General features: G+C 48.5%; 17 protein-coding genes and 1 pseudogene. 4 read left to right on the forward strand and 14 right to left on the reverse strand.

The annotated features are described in order from the left end of the window. Positions 1 to 165: 165 nt before the first annotated feature. The 3 genes from GNP95_RS21360 to GNP95_RS21370 form a co-directional block, all read right to left on the reverse strand. The gene (locus GNP95_RS21360; protein ID WP_196427275.1) at positions 166 to 1,449 is read right to left on the reverse strand and encodes a hemolysin family protein; all 1,284 of its coding nucleotides are present in this window, start codon (positions 1,447 to 1,449) and stop codon (positions 166 to 168) included. Positions 1,450 to 1,838: 389 nt separating this feature from the next. Then, on the reverse strand, positions 1,839 to 2,318 hold the full coding sequence (gerQ, locus tag GNP95_RS21365) for a spore coat protein GerQ (protein WP_155612863.1): 480 nt from the start codon (positions 2,316 to 2,318) through the stop codon (positions 1,839 to 1,841). A gap of 48 nt (positions 2,319 to 2,366) precedes the next feature. After that, positions 2,367 to 2,789 carry a cell wall hydrolase gene (locus tag GNP95_RS21370; RefSeq protein ID WP_155612864.1) on the reverse strand — a complete coding sequence of 141 codons (423 nt, stop codon included), beginning with the start codon at positions 2,787 to 2,789 and terminating at the stop codon, positions 2,367 to 2,369. A 283-nt stretch (positions 2,790 to 3,072) separates the two neighbouring features. Here GNP95_RS21370 and GNP95_RS21375 point away from each other — a divergent pair, with 283 nt between their 5' ends. Continuing rightward, complete coding sequence (locus GNP95_RS21375) at positions 3,073 to 4,401, forward strand: FAD-dependent oxidoreductase (RefSeq protein ID WP_155612865.1); 1,329 nt, start codon at positions 3,073 to 3,075, stop codon at positions 4,399 to 4,401. Positions 4,402 to 4,489: 88 nt separating this feature from the next. Here the strand turns inward: GNP95_RS21375 and GNP95_RS21380 are convergent, their stop codons facing one another. The 4 genes from GNP95_RS21380 to GNP95_RS21395 all read right to left on the reverse strand — a co-directional run bounded on the left by GNP95_RS21380 (position 4,490) and on the right by GNP95_RS21395 (position 7,833). Beyond that, the gene (locus tag GNP95_RS21380) at positions 4,490 to 4,909 is read right to left on the reverse strand and encodes a DUF2500 domain-containing protein (RefSeq protein WP_155612866.1); all 420 of its coding nucleotides are present in this window, start codon (positions 4,907 to 4,909) and stop codon (positions 4,490 to 4,492) included. A 209-nt stretch (positions 4,910 to 5,118) separates the two neighbouring features. Beyond that, positions 5,119 to 5,307, reverse strand: a complete 189-nt coding sequence (locus tag GNP95_RS21385) for a hypothetical protein (protein ID WP_155612867.1) — start codon at positions 5,305 to 5,307, stop codon at positions 5,119 to 5,121. 178 nt (positions 5,308 to 5,485) lie between these two features. After that, positions 5,486 to 6,793: a WD40/YVTN/BNR-like repeat-containing protein gene (locus GNP95_RS21390; protein ID WP_155612868.1), complete on the reverse strand. Its 1,308-nt coding sequence runs from the start codon at positions 6,791 to 6,793 to the stop codon at positions 5,486 to 5,488. Between the two features lie 89 nt (positions 6,794 to 6,882). Continuing rightward, on the reverse strand, positions 6,883 to 7,833 hold the full coding sequence (locus GNP95_RS21395; protein WP_196427277.1) for a polysaccharide deacetylase family protein: 951 nt from the start codon (positions 7,831 to 7,833) through the stop codon (positions 6,883 to 6,885). Positions 7,834 to 8,144: 311 nt separating this feature from the next. Here GNP95_RS21395 and GNP95_RS21400 point away from each other — a divergent pair, with 311 nt between their 5' ends. Beyond that, the gene (locus GNP95_RS21400; protein ID WP_155612870.1) at positions 8,145 to 9,071 is read left to right on the forward strand and encodes an L-lactate dehydrogenase; all 927 of its coding nucleotides are present in this window, start codon (positions 8,145 to 8,147) and stop codon (positions 9,069 to 9,071) included. Between the two features lie 1,148 nt (positions 9,072 to 10,219). On the opposite strand, the pseudogene GNP95_RS21405 reads toward GNP95_RS21400, so the two are convergent. Next, positions 10,220 to 10,996, reverse strand: a pseudogene (locus tag GNP95_RS21405) (DUF3900 domain-containing protein). A 347-nt stretch (positions 10,997 to 11,343) separates the two neighbouring features. Here GNP95_RS21405 and xerS point away from each other — a divergent pair. Then, on the forward strand, positions 11,344 to 12,432 hold the full coding sequence (xerS, locus tag GNP95_RS21410; RefSeq protein WP_155612871.1) for a tyrosine recombinase XerS: 1,089 nt from the start codon (positions 11,344 to 11,346) through the stop codon (positions 12,430 to 12,432). A 59-nt stretch (positions 12,433 to 12,491) separates the two neighbouring features. Here the strand turns inward: xerS and mobB are convergent, their stop codons facing one another. From mobB to GNP95_RS21435, 5 genes are all read right to left on the reverse strand, one after another. After that, positions 12,492 to 13,019 (reverse strand): molybdopterin-guanine dinucleotide biosynthesis protein B, encoded by a 528-nt coding sequence (gene mobB, locus GNP95_RS21415; protein ID WP_155612872.1) that lies wholly within the window; start codon positions 13,017 to 13,019, stop codon positions 12,492 to 12,494. Positions 13,020 to 13,057: 38 nt separating this feature from the next. After that, the gene (locus tag GNP95_RS21420; protein ID WP_155612873.1) at positions 13,058 to 14,335 is read right to left on the reverse strand and encodes a molybdopterin molybdotransferase MoeA; all 1,278 of its coding nucleotides are present in this window, start codon (positions 14,333 to 14,335) and stop codon (positions 13,058 to 13,060) included. Between the two features lie 118 nt (positions 14,336 to 14,453). Next, the gene (gene lpdD / locus GNP95_RS21425; protein ID WP_155612874.1) at positions 14,454 to 14,819 is read right to left on the reverse strand and encodes a prenylated flavin chaperone LpdD; all 366 of its coding nucleotides are present in this window, start codon (positions 14,817 to 14,819) and stop codon (positions 14,454 to 14,456) included. After that, positions 14,820 to 15,752 (reverse strand): dihydroorotate dehydrogenase, encoded by a 933-nt coding sequence (locus GNP95_RS21430; RefSeq protein WP_155612875.1) that lies wholly within the window; start codon positions 15,750 to 15,752, stop codon positions 14,820 to 14,822. It abuts the gene before it with no gap. Next, positions 15,749 to 16,450 carry a dihydroorotate dehydrogenase electron transfer subunit gene (locus GNP95_RS21435; protein WP_155612876.1) on the reverse strand — a complete coding sequence of 234 codons (702 nt, stop codon included), beginning with the start codon at positions 16,448 to 16,450 and terminating at the stop codon, positions 15,749 to 15,751. The genes GNP95_RS21430 and GNP95_RS21435 overlap by 4 nt, the downstream gene beginning before the upstream one ends. 176 nt (positions 16,451 to 16,626) lie before the next feature. Here GNP95_RS21435 and GNP95_RS21440 point away from each other — a divergent pair, with 176 nt between their 5' ends. Further along, entirely contained in the window at positions 16,627 to 17,421 is a 795-nt protein-coding gene (locus GNP95_RS21440; protein WP_155612877.1) for a polysaccharide deacetylase family protein, read from the forward strand. A gap of 102 nt (positions 17,422 to 17,523) precedes the next feature. Here the strand turns inward: GNP95_RS21440 and GNP95_RS21445 are convergent, their stop codons facing one another. Then, on the reverse strand, positions 17,524 to 18,201 hold the full coding sequence (locus GNP95_RS21445) for a 3D domain-containing protein (RefSeq protein WP_155612878.1): 678 nt from the start codon (positions 18,199 to 18,201) through the stop codon (positions 17,524 to 17,526).

Here is an 18,201-nt window from a genome sequence, read left to right on the forward strand (position 1 = left end):
CGCTTTGTTTGCTGTACGCTTTTTTCTTGCTTGAACCAAAAAACAAACGGCACAGGGCTTTTCCTATGCCGTTTTGCATTTCAGTTTTACTCCCGGTCTTGTCTTTGATCTTATCTTAATGACATTGCCCTCACGGGCACCCTTCTTCTTCTGTTGTCATCTATGCTACGCGCCGGCTCCCTCTAGCGGAATCAACTCCTGCTTCACGAGCTTCACGCGCGATATTCTCTTGTTGTCGGTTTGTTCCACTACGTAAATATAACCATCATTCTCGACAGATTGCCCGACCTGTGGCGGCAGCACCTGGATTCTTGAATATAACCAGCCGCCGATCGTATCGTAATCATCCGAATCCAACTCTAGTCCGAACCGGTCGTTTACCGCTTCAATCAGCATAAGCCCATCGATAGAATAGGTATCCTCGCCAATTTGCTCGATCCCGGGACGTTCCTCATCAAATTCATCCTGGATTTCACCGACGATTTCCTCGACGATATCCTCCAGCGTGACAAGTCCGGACGTACCGCCATATTCGTCAATCAGTATCGCAATTTGCGTCTTGTTCCGCTGCATGCGCTTCATCAAGTCGCTGATGTGGGTGGATTCGGGCACAGCCATAATTGGACGAAGCAGGTCTAAGTAATTCGCCGAGTTCGAACGTATCAAATCTTTTATATGAATAAAGCCGATCACGTGATCCTTGTCGTTGGCACATACCGGATAACGTGTACGTGTTCCCTCTAAAGCGATTTCCAAATTTTCATGCAAGGTGTTCTGGGTATATAGACAGATCATTTCGGTACGAGGTATCATAATTTCTTTTGCCGTTGTATCCGCAAATTCAAAAATGTTATCCACGAGGGACATTTCGGTACTATCGATCAGGCCGCTCTCGCTGCTCTCCTTCATCATTACTCTGATTTCTTCCTCAGTATGAGCTGAATCATACTGCTCCTTAAGCGGCTCGATGCCGAATATTTTCAGCAGGCCGGATGACAAGCCGTTCAGTACCCAAATCATCGGAAACATCAATCGGTAGAACACTTTCATGGGGCCTGCCGACAGCAGGGTTACCCTCTCCGCATTGCGGACGGCAACCGTCTTCGGTGCCAGTTCCCCAAGAACGATATGCAGCACAGCGATAAGCAAAAATGCCGTTGCCAGTGAAATGGTGTATGCGGCCTTGCTCCCTATCCCCGTGAGCTGAAAAATCGGATTCAGCAGACGCGCTACAACCGGCTCACCAAGCCATCCTAGACCAAGAGAGCTAAGCGTAATTCCCAGCTGGCATGCAGACAAATAACCGTCCAGACGGCTCATGAGTCCCTTTGCCGTGATGGCGCTCTTCTTCCCCTCCTCAATCAAGGCATCGATTCGGCCTGCGCGAACTTTCACAATCGCAAATTCAGCCGAGACGAAAAATCCGTTAAGCAGAACTAACATAATCATAAGTCCCACGTGGTAAATACTCGGTAAAGGGTCAGTCAATACGATTCCTATTCCCGCCGTACAAAAAGCGGAGAACAGGTGCACCTCCTTCGCGGTTTGAATTAATTTGACTGTGAACAGGTTCATGACCTTTTACATCTAATTATATTATTATACACTACACAGTCAAACGGCACGGTATGACAACAGACAAGAGTAAAGGGCCAATTTATTTTGTTTTCCACATAAAGTTGCGGCTGGTACAGCAATACCTAGCTTTTACTGGCTTTTCCTATCGATTTGATGCCAATTCCCATATGAATGAACATAAATAGATCACAGAATGAAACAAGGCTGCCCGATAGGGCAACCTTGTTTTGCGTTCGCTGCGAATCGGAAATAAGAGCCCGCTATCTTGACGTCTGCGGATTTCCGATCGTTCCCGGATATTGATAATACAGCGGCTCAGCAAAAGTAGCGTAGTCCAAATTCACCATGAGCAGTACTGTACGTACTCCCGTTGCAGGATCACTGATAATGATATGGTCGCGGCCTGCCGCTTCAAGGACGCCTTTGAATATTTTCGCGTTCCATTCTGAGTTGTTCTCATAAGTCATGTAAAATGTGCCCACCTTGCCCAGGTTCAAGCGGAAAATGTTCTCGATATAGGATTGCTCAAATTGTGGAGTTGCCGTTGGCACGACCGTACCCGTCGGCGTCATCGGACTGCCGCTTGGCACCTGCGGCGGATACGGCATCTGCATTCCCCCTCCCCCTTGCGTTTGCATTGGCACTTGCTGTTGGGGAGAATAAGTGCTGCCCCCGGCGAAAGCTCCTGACGGGCTGTTGCCGATCTTATAGGTGACCGGCCGGTAATTTGGATTGAACATGGAAATATACCTCCTTAATTTCTTGTTTGTGAAGGGAGACAGCTCCCGTTAAAATACAGAAGGACAATTCTCAACGGTTGGGGAGAAGAAGCAATGAGACTTGAATCGTCCTGTATTCTGCTGGTTGTACCAGGTACCCGGGCATTCGCCTTCCGGTCTAAAGAACCACAAAGCATTGCTCGCAGGCCATGTGCGCTCGCCGTTAATCACCCTTCTGGCCATGCGGATGTCGGAATCGCGGGCTCTTTGATAGAAGTAGCCTTTTTGTGTGGCCTCGAACCCTCCGGGCGACTGAAACACCATTTGGTTCATGGTTCGTATATCCCTGAAATCAAGGCAATTGCCGAGTATCCGGTTAACCCCGACGTTGCCGACCATCAACATGCCTAGTTCGCCTTCCCCTTCTGCTTCCGCACGCATCAGACGGGCCAGCAGTCTGACATCCTCGGAGTTTGCTTTTATGACAGCCAAGTGGCCTTCCTCCTTCGATCTCTTATGAACGATATATCCTATGTGCATACGCCCATATTTGTGCCTATTTTTTTGATGTTTGCTGCCATGTCAATCCGGTATAGCTAAGGTTTGCGATGAATGCGATTTCATTTTTGAACAAATCGTGTCTATTTCTATGGACGCGCTTACATGAATAGCATATACTAATAATGAATCCATGCTTCGAACATACGTAGTCGGAGCAGAATGTTGCGAGAAGCGCTTAAGCTGTGCTTCACAAAACGAATGGGAGGTACGACTAATGAGAATCGCGATTGTTGGCGGTGGACTTTCAGGGTTAACGGCCGCTGCTTATCTGTCCGACAGTCCGGGTATACAGGGAACAGTGTTCGAGCGTAGCCCACAGTTGGGCGGTAGAGCCTTTACTTATGAGAAATCAGGTTTCACGCTAAATTATGGAGCACATGCGGTTTACGGCATCGACAGACATACGCTGTTGGATATGGAGAATGAGCTGAACCTCCGTTTTAACAGCAAGCAGGTAGACAAACGGAATGTTGTATATGCCAAGCATGGACAACTCACTCCCGCTCCGCTTGATTTCGTAAATATTATGAAGACTGGCGTACTTACGACGATGGAGAAAATTCGTTTCGTTGCAGAAGTCGCTGCGGTCATCACTAATATTCATCAATTGAAGAATTATCCGACGTTAGGCGAATATTTGAATAAATCTAACGCTTCCCCTGACGTCAAAGAACTGTGGGAACATCTAGTCAGTTCCAATTTCTTCATCACTCCGGAAGAAGCGAGACGCGTATCCGGCGAAGTGATCGCCGAATACTACCATAACCTGTTCCTCTCGCACAAGCCGGTAAACTACATCCTCGGCAGCTGGTCAACGATTACGAATCAGCTGGTGGATAAGATTTCCCAGAACAAGGATTGGGAAATTGCCGTTAAGGAGCCGGTTGAATCGATTACGATGGAAAATGACAAATTCATACTGAACACCAAAACTCGCGAATCATTAGTTTTTGATCAGGTCATTTTCGCTATGCCAGTACAGCAGGTCGCTAAATTACTGGAATCGACACCTTGGGGCCAGTCCCTTGAACCTTTCAAAAATAATACATCAACAGAAGTGCTGGTATACGACGTCGGATTCTCCAAGATCATCAATCGTCCCTTCCACTATATCAGCGATATGAACAACAAGCTGTTCATCAGCGACGTCTCGGCGACGGATCATACCGTTGTTCCCGAAGGCGGCCAGCTTCTGCAGGGCATCGCCTACTTGAATGATGACTTTGCAGATGAAGAACAGAAGAAGCAATATCTGGAGAGCAAGACCTTGCAGATGGAAGCGCTCTTTGATACTTACTACCCGGGCTGGCGCGACAATACGGCGGTCAAGCGCGTATCAAAGAAGGCAATGGTCGCCAGCGTCAAGAACATCCATTCAAATAGGCTGCTGCCCAATAGGCTGGATCAGGTTCCCTTCTATTTCTGCGGGGATGGCTGCGAAGGCAAGGGAGAGCTGGCTGAACGCGCCTTCTCAAGCGGGCGCAAGGTGGCACAGGATATTCTGGCCAATACGGCCAGCATTAAAGCGCTATCTTATTCATGACAGTCAAATAGCAAGAGAGCTGCCCGGCCTGGACAGCTCTCTTATTGTTATTTGTAAGGCGCCTCAACGGCAGCCTGCTTGGAACAATTCAATAATTTCTCCTCAAGTCACGATAACCATCATCCATATTCCGGGACGATTTGCCTAAACGTTCGAATCCCAGGTAGCGATTTCCTTGAAAAGACAGCTTTCCTTGATCCCCTTCCGCACATTGTCCATACTCCAATCCACTTACCGGAAATTCCAGCCGGTCCCCACTTTCTACCTCAAATGTGATGAAGTACTTGCTATCCATCTGGCTTACTGCCGTATCCGTGTTATGGCGATGAGAAACCTCCGTACGTTTGCCCACGATAATTGTTGAGACAATGAGCAGCGGCTGTTTGGAGTTGTTCGCGTACCTTAGTATTCCCCGGCCAACAGAAATGAGAATGATCCCTAGGATGATAATGAAGAAAATAGGAAGCGCAGTGTTCATGACGCCGAACATTTCCACCCATGATTGCATCCTTCTCCCTCCTCGCATTCATGCCGGTAGTAGAACAATGTTAATGGTTCTTTGGTCGTCCCTGTACTTCTCTTCTATGTATATGCCTTGGACAGTGAAACTTGTCATAGGCCCGTGATAAATTCCTGGGTCTAAAACAACAATAACCTCCGGTTCCTGAGCCTTGAACCGAAGGTTATGCTGATCGTGCCCTTACTATAGAGCGGAAACTATGCATAATAGAATTGCAGCAATTGACGAGTTTCTTCTGCTCCGGCCGCTTCTGCTTCCGGCTCAAACCATCCATTTTCAGCCCAGCAGGCTTTGCAGGCTTCTTCTGTCGTACACAAATGCGCATCCTCGCAATGGTAACAAAATTGCAGCAGGTTGCGGGTTACTTGATCTTGATCGGTTTTCATCTTAATCACTCCTATTGTTTAAGCTCTTAAGCTGTCAAGCATTGTTCTTCCTGAGTTAAATATATCACACACCCCCTCCTTGTTAATGTGATTATTTTCACAATAATATGTATAATTATTTTTTGTGAAATAAAGCCATTTATTCCGCTGATACAGGAATAAATGGCTGCTGATTAAGCTATAATACACGCCAGCTGACGCCTCCGTCGAGGGTTTGAAGCAATAATGACCGTTTCTGATTGCTTTGCGCTACGAGCAGCCAACCGACTTCAGCTGTCGAGAATCTCAGTTTGACAATCTCCGGATAATCCGTCAGGATCTTCGTCAATACTTTGCTTTCCGGCAGCAGCGTCCATGTCTTGCCCTGATCCAGAGTGTGATACACCTTGGAGTCCCGCAGGAGCCACCCTTCCTCGCTGCTTATAAAAGCAGGAGCTAAAGACTCGTTTAATCCGTCCTGCCAAAACGAATTAAATGGAGCCAGATTCCACGTATCCCCATTGTCTGGCGTGAAATAGCCATTGAATTTTGTACTCTTCTCTTTCACACAGCCGATCGGTATCCAGCCGTTTAACGGTTCTGAAGAGAAAAATGGCTCTGAAGAAAGAAATGGTTCTGTAGAAAAGAATTGCAGCTCCCCTGCCACAAATTTCTCACAGGATTTGTATTTAGCTGTAGAGAAGAAATCCTTGACCTCGGACCAGCTGATTCCGCCGTTATCCGTCGTGTACAGCTTGGGAATGCCTGAGCTGATCATACTAACATAGCCATGCATCCGGTCCCGGAACACCATGGAAAGCTCGCTTCCGGAGCTAGGAAGCAGATGTTCGAGAGCGGCATCCGAAGAAGAGAGACTGCCCATGATTTTGGACCATGTCGCTCCCCCGTCTTCCGTTTGGTACAGTGTCTTTTCTTCCTTTTCCGGGTAAGATTTCGCCGCTAATATCCAGCCATGTGAATCGTCCGTGAAATAAATTGCAGCAACCTGCTCCGATCCCGGAAGAGCTGCGATTTTCCAGGTAGCTCCCCCGTCACGGGTACGCAGCACAATCGCATCGCTTGAGCCGACAGGATTGCGAACGATCCAGCCATATGTTTCGTTATAAAAGAAAATATCACGATTGTATTTAGGATGATACGGAAATTGCACGGAAGCGGCCGGTGATATGCTCGTCCAGGTTTTGCCGCTATTCTGCGTAAGATACAGGCGCAGCTCACTGCGAGTCGCCCCCCAGGCAATGCCCGAATTCTCGCTAAGCAGATGGAAGTCAGTCAGCCTCGTCTGAATTTGATACTGCTTCCCGTCTTTTGTATTGGCGGCTGTCTGCTCCGTTAGTACCTGGGGATTCTCAATCGTAATGACTTGCCCTTCCTCAACGGATTCATCCTGAACCGGACTTACTGTCTCGCCTTGCTGGGAGGAACATGCTGTCAGAAGCAGGCAAAAAATCAGCAGCGCTCCGGTTAATTTATACCATAAACTCAACTATCAGCACCTCGCTTACCAGGATCAAGCTGCATTTCATATTATATCATAAGATAAAAATCATAGATTAATAGCTTCCAATAAGGAAATTACAAGCGGGAATCCCCAGCAAAATTGACGGAGAAATGCTGCTCCGGCTTATATACGGCAAAAGCATAACCCTTATCTGTTAAATACTGAATGATTTCCGGCAAGATTTCGACCGTCTGCGCTTTCTCATGCATCAAAATGACCTCTACGTCCCGATGCGTCTGGCGCTTGACTTCTTGCATGATTTTATCCGGCTTTCCCGTGTATTTCCAATCTTTGGAGTCTATCGTCCAATCCCACATTTTAAAGCCTGCCTTCACGATATCGTTGCGAAACTCCTTGCCAATCTGCGGTTTGCTGCCGTAGGGCGCGCGAATGAGCCAAGGAGCTGTTCCAGTTATATCCTCAACCATGCCCTGTGCCTTCTTGAATTCCTTGAGGAAATTAGCAGAGCTGCCGCTGTTGTACAATATCTTTTTGTTATGGGTCATGCTATGTAAACCGATGTAGTTTCCCTGTTCAGATGCGGCTTTAATGGAACCCTCATAACCTTTAATCTGGTTGCCGATGACAAAAAACGTAGCATGAATACCATGTTCGTTCAGTATGGATACAATATCGTCAGTATACTTGCTTGGACCGTCATCAAAGGTCAGGTAAGCCACCTTAGGTTGGGCAGCTTTGGGCGGGTTAGTCGGCTCATTAGTGCCGGCTGGTGAATCTTTGCTATTCTGCGGTTCATGGTTATTCTTCGAGGGCTGCGTGGATTCAGAATCAGGCTCGCTTTCCGCGGGAATTTTGTCTGGAAGCTGGGCTTTCTCGTTGCCTCCGGCTAATTTAGGGATAATAACTGAAGCACTGTTCGTTTTAACAGTTTTGAAATTGATGTGCGATATCCCTACGATTGCGGACATAATTAAAGCCACAGAGGATAATACTAATGCCAATAAAATAATAGGCTGTCTGAATTTTTTGCGCGGCCTTTTGCGAATTTTTTTTCTAGTTTCCATCTGGTTGTTATTCGACATCATCATGCTTATCACCATTTCCCTCTCTCCATGTGTATTACTAGGATAATATAAAAAGAGGGGTTACGTCCTTACAGAAAGGTTACCCTCTGGTTACAAAGTTCTCATTTAGAATCTGTGAAAAAACTCAAAAATTAGCAAAAGCCCGACGTATTCCATGTTGAAGTCCGCAGCGGTAAAGCTCAAATTTTAGCCTTTAAAACTTAAGCTACATGCTTTTAATTTGAAATGATTCATGTACAATGAAATTAGGTGAATACATATTCGTCATATATTTAGAAGGAGATGAAACATTGACAACACAATTGCGATCTAGCCGAGTTGTTATTATTGGAACAGGTGCTGTAGGAGCGACCACGGCTTATACATTGCTCCTTCGCGAGAGGGTATCCGAGCTGGTGCTTATCGACGCCAACAAAGACAGAGCCATTGGAGAAGCCCTGGATATGAATCATGGCCTCCCTTTTACCGGCGGCGTCAAGCTGTGGGCGGGCGATTACAGCGATTGCAAAGATGCTGATATCATCATCATCGCGGCCGGAGCCTCCCAAGCGCCTGGCGAGACGCGGATTGACCTGCTTAAGCGCAATGCGGGAATTTTCGACAGCATTATCAAGAATATCGTAAAATACAATAACCACGGAATCATTCTCGTTGCAACGAATCCTGTGGACATTCTGTCTTACGTATCCCTTAAGAAAAGCGGCTTCCCATCCAACCGCGTTATCGGTTCCGGAACGCTTCTGGACAGTGCACGCTTCCGTTATTTGATCGGCCAGAACAAGAAAATCAATCCGCGCAGTATTCATGCGCATATTATCGGCGAGCACGGCGACACGGAGGTTCCGCTCTGGAGCCTGGCCAACGTCGCAGGCATCGATCTGGAATTCTCAGAGGAAGAACGCACAAACATTTTTAACAGCACCAAAAATGCAGCCTATGAAATCATCAATGCCAAAGGTGCTACCTTCTATGCTATTGCGCTCGCACTGGATCGGATCGTCACTTCCATTCTTCAGGACGATGGCTCCGTGCTTAATGTCTCTACCCTGTTGAGCAACTATAACGGGGTGTCCGACGTATACCTGGGGGTGCCAAGTATCGTTGACCGTACAGGGGTGCGTGAAGTGCTTGACTTGAAGCTCAGCGGAGAGGAACTGGAGAAATTCCAGCATTCCGCAAATAAGCTAAAATCCGAAATCGAAAAATTGGAGTTATAAGCGACAAACCTGGGGTTCTTTCGACCTCAGGTTTGTTTGCGCATTAAGGCTTTGTCAGATCAGAAACAAATGTTGTGCCAAGACTCGCATATACAGCGTTCACACAGTTGGCTAAACGGACAAGGTCACCGCCTATGAGCGTTTCGGTATTTCTCGCCGAAACAGGTTTTCATTTTAGGTAGCAAGTCATCTCTGCCAAGGACGGGAACACGATTGGTTCTCCCTCGCCTATCTTCTAGCAAACTCTTCATTATGGGTGAGAACATCAACATCATCGACATCATCGACATTCTAGCCACAGGCCTTTAGTTAATATTATTAATTATTTCGTCTGTGGCCAGACGGTTGAGTCTACCCAACGACTGCTGCTGGAAGATGTTGGGTTTCCGCTGATAGGTGTTGCTGATAGGTGTTGCTGGCAGGTGATGTTACGATTGATGCTGACGGGTGTTATTACCTATCGATTGTTACAACCTAACGATTACCGCCAGATCGTTGGTAGTTGACGATACTTACGACTGCGCTTGATTTGTTGATGTAACCTATCACTTAATGTTGACACTAGACGTTACCTAACGGTCGATGCTGGCTGTTGATGTTCCCCTAACGATTGTCGTATGACGGTTCATACTACTTAACGGTTGCTATCGCTGTTATTCCGCGGATGCATCACGGTCTTGAGAATCTAACGGTTGTATATGCCGCTATTTTAGCAATTATTTATTGCTGCGACGATTTCGGCGTGAATAACGTGAATAACAACCACTAGAATTCCTAAGAGCTCATTTTCAACTGAATAACGAATATGGCAACCATTAGAATTCTTGCTTCTCTCAACGAAAAGAATGGTACCTCAAATTTCTGCTAGCCACAGCAAGCAAATGCTTGGCAACAGAGAACGAGAATAACTTTTTGCGCGACGCTCAGACAGAGCCAGGAAGCTGCATATTCGCGAGCTTCGAATATCCGCACCAATCAGCATACATACCATATCTACTTTTTCTGCTACTCTTTTTCTGCCGTCAAGTCAAACCTAACGTCAAATCTATCGTTAAATTAATTTCGAATACATCAAGATGTGACTTAGTTATTCTTGTTTAATTAACGTCATTAATAATAAAATTAATTAATCACATTAATCATATGGATTAGAACGGAACATCGTCATCGCTTGGGTCAGCCCTCTTCTCGGCAATCCGCTTCGGCTACGACCTCAAACGGCTCCGGCTGCATCAGTTCCACTGGAGAGAAGGCTTTATCGAACACAAATGAATCCCTCTCTAATGTAACGGCGTAACGGCCGTTCAGCTGTGCAATATGGATTTGGTCGGCAAATTCGGCGAGACGTCCTTTGACAAGCGTATCCCCGATTCTGAATTTAAGCTCGATTTCCGGTTTAATTTCCACAATGCGCTCGGCAGCCTCCGCGACCTGCTCAGGCTCCCATTTTGCCTGAATGGACTTCATATTTCGTGTACTGATCGCCATTTCCACCTGACTGGTCAGGCTGCATTCATCGGATATTCTGGCGATTTTTTGCTCGAAGTCGCATTTTAATACGAAGATGTACGGATCATCGGAATATTTCGGCAAAGTTGCCTGTACAACAATTAACGCCCCGCCCCGAACCGAGCTTGTATCCAAATAGCTGCGGACGAGGTCGTCGCAGGAGTTCTTGAAATCCTCTTTATTATCGGCCCCGCGCAACCGGGCGAACATATCGGACTGCTATCGAGTTCATAACCTGGCTCGACGATGAACCGGCCTATTTTGGTTGGAGCATGCTCCGCTGCCGGATTCTTTTCGACCTTCCGTTTGGCGATCCGTGCAAATTCTCCGTCGAGAAAGGATTTGATTTCACTATCGATGTATTCGTAGCCGTCTGATGCCCCTTCTTCATCTGCGTCGATTTCGATGGCATCCATTTATTATAGCATGAGGCCGCATTCTTAAGATTAGAATATAATCTTTGCTGCCTTCGCTGTTTCAACTGCGCTTTTTACTTGAATGAATTTACTAGAGCGAGCTGCATGTTGAATAATATATAAAAGTGACTAGGAAGCGCAATGAATTAGTTTCCCTATTATGAATTTTTCATATAGTGTGTTTTTCATTATAATGCCGTAATGCTGGCAAATTCAAGCTATTTATTACTTATTTCTTCGTTTTCTCGTTCTCGTTTTCGTTTTCTCGTTGCGCCCTCCTTCGCCAGTGTGCGACTGGTTTATGCTACAATAGAATCAACATTGTTGGATTCGGAGGTACAGCCCTTATGAATATACAAAAAGCGATAGATCGGAAAAAGCTGGATGAAAAAGTTGTTCATATGCCCTGGTTCGTCCAGCAATTCATTGATTACAAGCTCCCGGATCTTTCCCCCTCGACCTTGCTGGAGTACATTCGCGACTATGAAGCGTTCTTTAACTGGCTTCGCGCCGAAGGCCTCTCTCCCGCAGCATCGAACGCCGAAGTAACGCTGCTCGATTTGGAGACGTTGCGGATGGACAGTATCGTAGGCTTCCGCCTTCATTTGACGACGCGAGTGGAAGGCAACAACTCCAAAATTACCATATCACGCAAAATGTCGTCCCTACGCTCCCTCTTCCATTATTTAAGCCAAATCGCCGAGGATGAGGAGTTTTATCCCCTACTAAAGCGCAATATCATGGCTAAAGTCGAGATTAAACGGATACATAAGCCCAAGGATACGGCGGCCAAGCTGAAAGGAAAGCTGCTTGAAGAGGACGAACTGCTGGAATTCATCGGATATATACGCGAAGGCTACGGAGCCGATGTGCAAAATAACAAGCAGGCGCTATATGCTCACGAGCTTAATAAAGAACGGGACGCCTGCATCGCGAGCCTGATCCTCAATTCGGGCCTGCGCGTATCCGAGGTCGTCAATTTGAACATCGACGATCTCGATATAACCAATAAAATCATTTATGTATATCGAAAAGGAAACAATGACGAGACCTTTAAAACGCCGGTATACTTCCGCGAGCAATCCAAGGACGAGCTGACCGAATATTTAGAGCTGCGCCAAGCGCGCTATAATACACCCAAACGGGAAAAGGCTCTGTTCGTCGCCCTTCCGAACGGCCAGAAGGACGGCAAACGGATGACGAAGCGGGCGATCCAGGCTATGATCATCAAATACGCTAAACGATTCGGCAAACCTTATTTAACAGTTCACAAGCTGCGCCACTCATTCGCGACCGATTACTACTTGCAAAATGATATTTACAAAACCAAGGAGCAGCTTGGGCATGCCTCAACTGAGACAACGGAAGTATATGCCCACCTTACCGATAAAACGATGTCCGAAGCCATCGAGCGGCGGGCAAGCTCCGACTCCTAACCGATATATCCTTGTGCATATGAAATCCCCCTCTGGATCGCCCAGAGGGGGATTTCTCGTCAATGATTCAATGATAATACCGATACGATGATTAGCTTAGCCAATTCTTCAACGTCATCAATATGGTAACACGGAAGATCGGAGCCAGCCAACACGCCGCCTGTACCATTGTTATCCAAGCAGTTTCCGGCGTCCTGCCTGAACACGGCGGCGCGTATTTCCGTCAACTCCTCCAGCAGCGGAAGGTCCTCCCGACTGCGGATCAACACAATTTTGGGATAATCCTCCTGTTTGAAACCCTCTACAATAGTCAGATCATAGGCTTCGAAATGATTGATCAGGCCGCTGAGCACCGTTTCCCGTTCTTCTATGATCGCAGTGCGCCAGGGAGAAGTAATGGCCGTCGCCACCGCTCCAGCCCGGCGGTGGCGAAACGTGTCGGTGCTCTCGCGGTCCGCTTCAAATCCATGAATGTCATGCTTAATGACGGCGACCCTCAAATTCATGGCATTGAAAATTTCCAGCAGCTTGCCGATCAACGTCGTTTTGCCGCTGTTTTTATACCCGACAATTTGGATAACCGGCATATATGCCCCTCCCTTTCTTTGTATTACTGTTCTAGTACTCAGCCCCGGCTTCCTCTGGGCAGCACGAGCACATCGACGAGTTGTCCCGCCTGCACTCCTTGATTCGTAGGAGGTATAACGATGAGCACATCGCTGTCCTTGATCGTGATCATGACGCTCGATTCATCCAGCGATGCCGGATAGACAACAATCCGTCCATTCTCGAACGCCAGGCTGCCTCGGACAAACCGGGTAAAATTGTTCACCTTTGCATAATTCCTGCCTAGCACCGCTTGAATTTTTGGTAGAAACGGCTCGCGAACGCCCAGCATCGCCCCGATAAACGGACGGACGAACAATTCACAGCCGACGAAGCATGCTCCGGGATTCCCGGAGAGGGCAAACAACAGCTTCCCCTCTTTTACGGCTGCGGTAGTGACGCTCCCCGGACGCATCGTCACCTTGTTGAACAGCATCTCCAGCGACTGCTCCCGCACTAGTTCGGCCATGATATCATAGTCGCCAACAGAGACGCCCCCGGTCGTAATGACGATGTCATATTCGGCAAAAGCCTCCTTTACGCGCTGCCGTGCCACCGAGAGATCGTCCTCAATCGCTTCAAGCATATAGGGTTCGCCCCCGGCCTCCCGAATTTGATGGACAAGCATATATGTGTTGCTGTTGCGGATTCTGCCGTCCTGCAGCGGCTCATCGATGGCAAGCAGCTCCGAACCGGTGGAGAAAACGGCTACTCGCGGCTTTCTCGCTACAGGAACCTGGTGAATGCCGAACGTTGCCAGCACCGATACTTCGCCCGGCCCGATGCGCCGCCCCTTCTCCATGATTAAATCGCCTTCGGCAAGCTCGAAACCTGCCGGTGTAATGTTTTTGCCCGGCTCGATCTCCCGCTTGATGAGAATATACCTTTTTCCGTCCTGTTCAGTGGCTTCAGTCATCTCGAGCATAATGACGGCATCCGCTTCGTCCGGCACCTTCGCTCCGGTCATAATTCTGGAGGCTGTTCCAAGGGCAACGCTTGCCGAAGGTAGCGATCCGCAGGGAATTTCGTCAATGACCTCCAATTTAACGGGCTGGGCGCTATGGCATCCTATCGTATCCAAGCTATGTATGGCATAACCATCCATCCCCGATCGGCGGAAATGAGGAAAAGGATGCGGGGCTTGTACATCGCTGGCTAGAACGCGGTGACCAGCCTCCAATATCGGAACAAGCTCGCTTTCGGCCGGCCGGACATGGGCCAGCACCTTAGCTTGGGCCTCTTCAACCGATACGGCGCTGCGCCGAAATTTATCTTCATTTATCTTCCCTTGCACCAATGCAAATCCTCCATTCTCCCTATCCTGCAAATAAGTTTACGCTATCCATGTTATCCCCTATATCACTTGAAAAGCAATGTTTGGATGAAAAATAGGAGCTACCTTGCAAGGTCCGCTCCTATTCATTACCCTGATTTGATTGATGTTCAAACCTGGTACCTACCTGCCGGAGCAAGTATTCTTCCATGAGACGGGATACATGCCCGCTAATCGCACTAATCTCCTCGCGGCTAAGCTGATCATAATGAATGCCCATGACGACCGTGACCGTTCGGCTTAGCATTTCGGCGGCCCGCATAGCCAGTCCTTCGCTTAATACATGTTCCTTATGGCCAGGCACAGCGCAAGTCTGGACATGCATCTGCCCTTCGTTCAAGTAGGCGGTCGACGACGCTCCGATATGCCGCTCTCCCCCGGAAACAATGAGCAGAATATCCTTGCCAATAGCTATCTCTTGCAGAGCAATATCCGCAAATCGATCCATTTAAACAATCCCTCGAATCTCATCCAATGACGAGATCCCTTCTCGCTCCATAAAAGCTTGCAGCCCGTCAACCAACTGCTCCCCTGCCCGCAAATGGACGAAATTGTGAGTCCCTACCTGAACGACCGCTGCACCTGCCATAATATACTCCACAATATCCTCAGCGCACTGTATACCACCCATCCCGGCTATGGGAAGGGTGACCGCTTTGCTCACCTGATGCACCATACGCAGTGCAATCGGCTTAATTGCCGGGCCCGATAGACCAGCGTACAGATTGTCAAACACGCTGCGCCGCTTATATATATCAATCTTCATGGCAGAAAAGGTATTAACTAGGGAGACAGCATCCGCCCCTTCCTCCTCGCACATCACCGCCATTTGCACGATATCCTCGGCATTTGGAGACAGCTTGACCATTAATGGCAGCGTCGTCGCCTGGCGGATTTCCCTGACAACCTCGCGGGCAACCGCCGTCTTAATACCGTAAGCCATACCGCCTGCTTTGACGTTCGGACAGGATATATTAAGCTCAATCATATCAACCGCCTGATTTCCGGACACCCTGCGGCGGAGTGCATCCTCCTCGATCAGCCGTGCTCCTTCTACATACTCCTCCAGCGTATTCCCGCCCAGATTAGCGATTCTCGCAAGCTTCAAGCCTGCCCAGTACTCACATTCCTCGCACAGAAATGACGCTACGCCCGGATTCTCCAAACCTACGCTGTTCAGCATGCCGGAAGGCGTCTCGAATACGCGCATTCCGTGGTTGCCTTCCTTTGGATGCAGGGTCAATCCTTTACCGGAGATGCCGCCCAATCGGTTAATATCGTACAACGAGCCGTATTCCCGGCCGAAACCGAATGTTCCTGAAGCCATAACGACCGGATTTTTAAAATGTACGCCCGCGATGCTGCACGACAAATCAATCATTCGAATACTACCTCCTCCGCCAAAAATACCGGTCCGTCCGCGCAGACCCTACGCCGTTGATCCCGGCATTTTACGCTGCACACGAGACAAGCCCCTATGCCGCACGCCATGCGGTTTTCCAGCGATACGTACACTTTGGCCGCATTGGCGGATTCCTGCTTTCTGCGCTGCACAGCCTGGAGCATCGGCTCCGGCCCGCAAGCAATAATGGTATCGTAAGCGTTAAAATCGACCTTATTCAGCACAATACCGCCCACATCCACTATTACGTTACCGGTCGTCGCCGCTTCGAATTGCTGCACCAAGTAAGCCTCCCGGCTAAATCCCAAATACACGTCCGCAGCAGAATACTCGCAAAGCGCGTAGAACAACGGAGCTGCGCCGATCCCACCCCCGACCAGAGCGATTTTTTCTTCAGCCGGCACTTCCGGGAATCCATTTCCAAACGGGCCTTCCAATTGAAGCTCATCGCCAGGCCGTAAAGCGCTGAGAAGCTTCGTGCCTTCCCCCGCCAGCTGATATAGAAACTCGATGCCTCCCTCGTCCCGGTCAAAGATGCTGAGCGGCCTGGAGAGCAGTGGATACTTATCCCAAGCCCGAACCATATAGAACTGGCCCATCCGTCCCGTATATGATCCTGCTGCTTTTAACCTGAATATGTTCGGGGCTACTTCTACATTTGTCATCACAACCGCCATGCCTCTCACCTCACTACAAATAAGCATTCTACTGCTTCACTGCTTTATCTAAAGATGCTATTTTTGCGCGGGCAAGTCTGTGACAAATAGCACACCCTTGCAGAAGAGGTCATATTTATGTCGAGTTTTGGGCATACCAGTAAATAACCATTCAGCGATCAAAGGAGAAGGTATCCATGTCCAAACTCTTCAAAGCGCCGGTCGCATGGCTATTATGCCTGGCGCTAGTTACGGGAATGGCCCCCGCGCCTGCCGAACCCGTGTCAAACCCGGAACCCACCTCCTCCAAACAAGCCGTGAAGGCTGAAACTAAGCCAATGACGCTGGGAGAGCTCCGGCGGAAATACTCGGAAACGTTCAAGTTCAGCGGTCCTGAGGTCAAGCAGGTCGCCCTGACCTTCGATGATGTTCCCGATCCCCGCTTCACCCCTAAAGTGTTGGATATACTGAAGAAACACGGCGTCAAAGCCACTTTCTTCGTCGTAGGCAGCCGGGCGAAGAAGCATCCGGAGCTGCTGCGAAGAATTCACCTTGAAGGGCATATCATCGGCAACCATTCCTACAGCCACCCTTTGTTTAAGAAACAATCCGTCCAGGAATTCAAAAACGAAATTGAGCGCACCGAGAAAGTGATCGAACGGATTATCGGTTACAAACCTCGCCTCATTCGTCCCCCCTACGGAGAAATTAACGAGGAGCAGCTTAAATGGGCCAAGCGGCGAGGCTACAAAATCATTAACTGGAACGTCGATTCCCTCGATTGGAAAGCGCTAAGCAAAGAGAAGGTCAAGCGTAACGTGCTGAGCGCCGTCGGTCCGGGATCCATCGTGCTGCAGCATGCCGGAGGCGGTACGGGTTCCAATTTGACGGGAACTATCGAGGCTCTGCCCGATATTATTAAGGTGCTGCGGAATCGCGGCTATCGCTTCGTAACGATTCCCGAGCTGCTATCTTATAACAAAGCACTATAACCAGCACCAGCTTGCAGGCAAAAAAGGACATCCCTGCAGATCCCCAGATCTCGCAGTGGACGTCCCTTTTTTAAGATAATCTAATCATAGCTTAAATTCATACTAATCCAAAACATATAGCGTGACATCCTGAAAACCAAACTCGTTAACTTTCTGCGGGCTCGCCGGAATAAAGATGTCGATGCGGTTTCCTTTGATCGCGCCGCCCTGGTCAGTCGCTGTGGCGACGAAGGCGTTCTTCGGCAGATCAGGATGGCTGTGTCCGGTGACCAGCACTTTGGTGCCCATCGGAATGACGTTTGGATCAACGGCGATCGTTCCAAGCTTCAAAGGATTGCCATAATAGTCGACAGGGCCCCATTTCCCGTTTTCGCTGGCAGCCGCAGAGTAAGCTGTCGCTTTGACCTTTACTGTGGATTTGTAGTTAAACGATTTACCCCAGGCCTGTACGACCCGGTCCGCCGTTAGTACTTTTAGCGTAGAGAGCGGTTGAACCTCAGTTTCTGTGGCGGTAAGCGCCTGCATGTTTTGTCCCGGTATCGTGATTTTTAAACCTTCGTAAATATTCGTAGCTTCTATGCTCGGATTCGCTTTCATCAGCTTGTCCAAATTGACTCCGTACTGCTTGGCGAGAAAATAGAAGGTGTCTCCATTCTTTGCCGTATGTACTGAATCCGCATATGCTGGCACGGCCTGCAGTGCACCTAACAACCCTGCCGCAATCATGGCTGACTTAATTCCCATCCCCAATTTGCGAAGACCTTTACGTTGTTTAAACAT

It is taken from the genome of Paenibacillus woosongensis (assembly GCF_009725165.1).
Classification (GTDB): Bacteria; Bacillota; Bacilli; order Paenibacillales; family Paenibacillaceae; genus Fontibacillus; species Fontibacillus woosongensis.

Coding starts and splice junctions, on each gene's coding strand:
- lpdD (WP_155612874.1), bottom strand. CDS start 14,819: ATGGATCGATTTGCGGATATTGCTCTGCAAGAGATAGCTATTGGCAAG.
- GNP95_RS21395 (WP_196427277.1), bottom strand. CDS start 7,833: ATGGAAACTAGAAAAAAAATTCGCAAAAGGCCGCGCAAAAAATTCAGA.
- GNP95_RS21445 (WP_155612878.1), bottom strand. CDS start 18,201: ATGTTTAAACAACGTAAAGGTCTTCGCAAATTGGGGATGGGAATTAAG.
- GNP95_RS21435 (WP_155612876.1), bottom strand. CDS start 16,450: ATGGCGGTTGTGATGACAAATGTAGAAGTAGCCCCGAACATATTCAGG.
- xerS (WP_155612871.1), top strand. CDS start 11,344: ATGAATATACAAAAAGCGATAGATCGGAAAAAGCTGGATGAAAAAGTT.
- GNP95_RS21375 (WP_155612865.1), top strand. CDS start 3,073: ATGAGAATCGCGATTGTTGGCGGTGGACTTTCAGGGTTAACGGCCGCT.
- GNP95_RS21385 (WP_155612867.1), bottom strand. CDS start 5,307: ATGAAAACCGATCAAGATCAAGTAACCCGCAACCTGCTGCAATTTTGT.
- gerQ (WP_155612863.1), bottom strand. CDS start 2,318: ATGTTCAATCCAAATTACCGGCCGGTCACCTATAAGATCGGCAACAGC.
- mobB (WP_155612872.1), bottom strand. CDS start 13,019: ATGCCGGTTATCCAAATTGTCGGGTATAAAAACAGCGGCAAAACGACG.
- GNP95_RS21430 (WP_155612875.1), bottom strand. CDS start 15,752: ATGATTGATTTGTCGTGCAGCATCGCGGGCGTACATTTTAAAAATCCG.
- GNP95_RS21360 (WP_196427275.1), bottom strand. CDS start 1,449: ATGATTATGTTAGTTCTGCTTAACGGATTTTTCGTCTCGGCTGAATTT.
- GNP95_RS21380 (WP_155612866.1), bottom strand. CDS start 4,909: ATGCAATCATGGGTGGAAATGTTCGGCGTCATGAACACTGCGCTTCCT.
- GNP95_RS21440 (WP_155612877.1), top strand. CDS start 16,627: ATGTCCAAACTCTTCAAAGCGCCGGTCGCATGGCTATTATGCCTGGCG.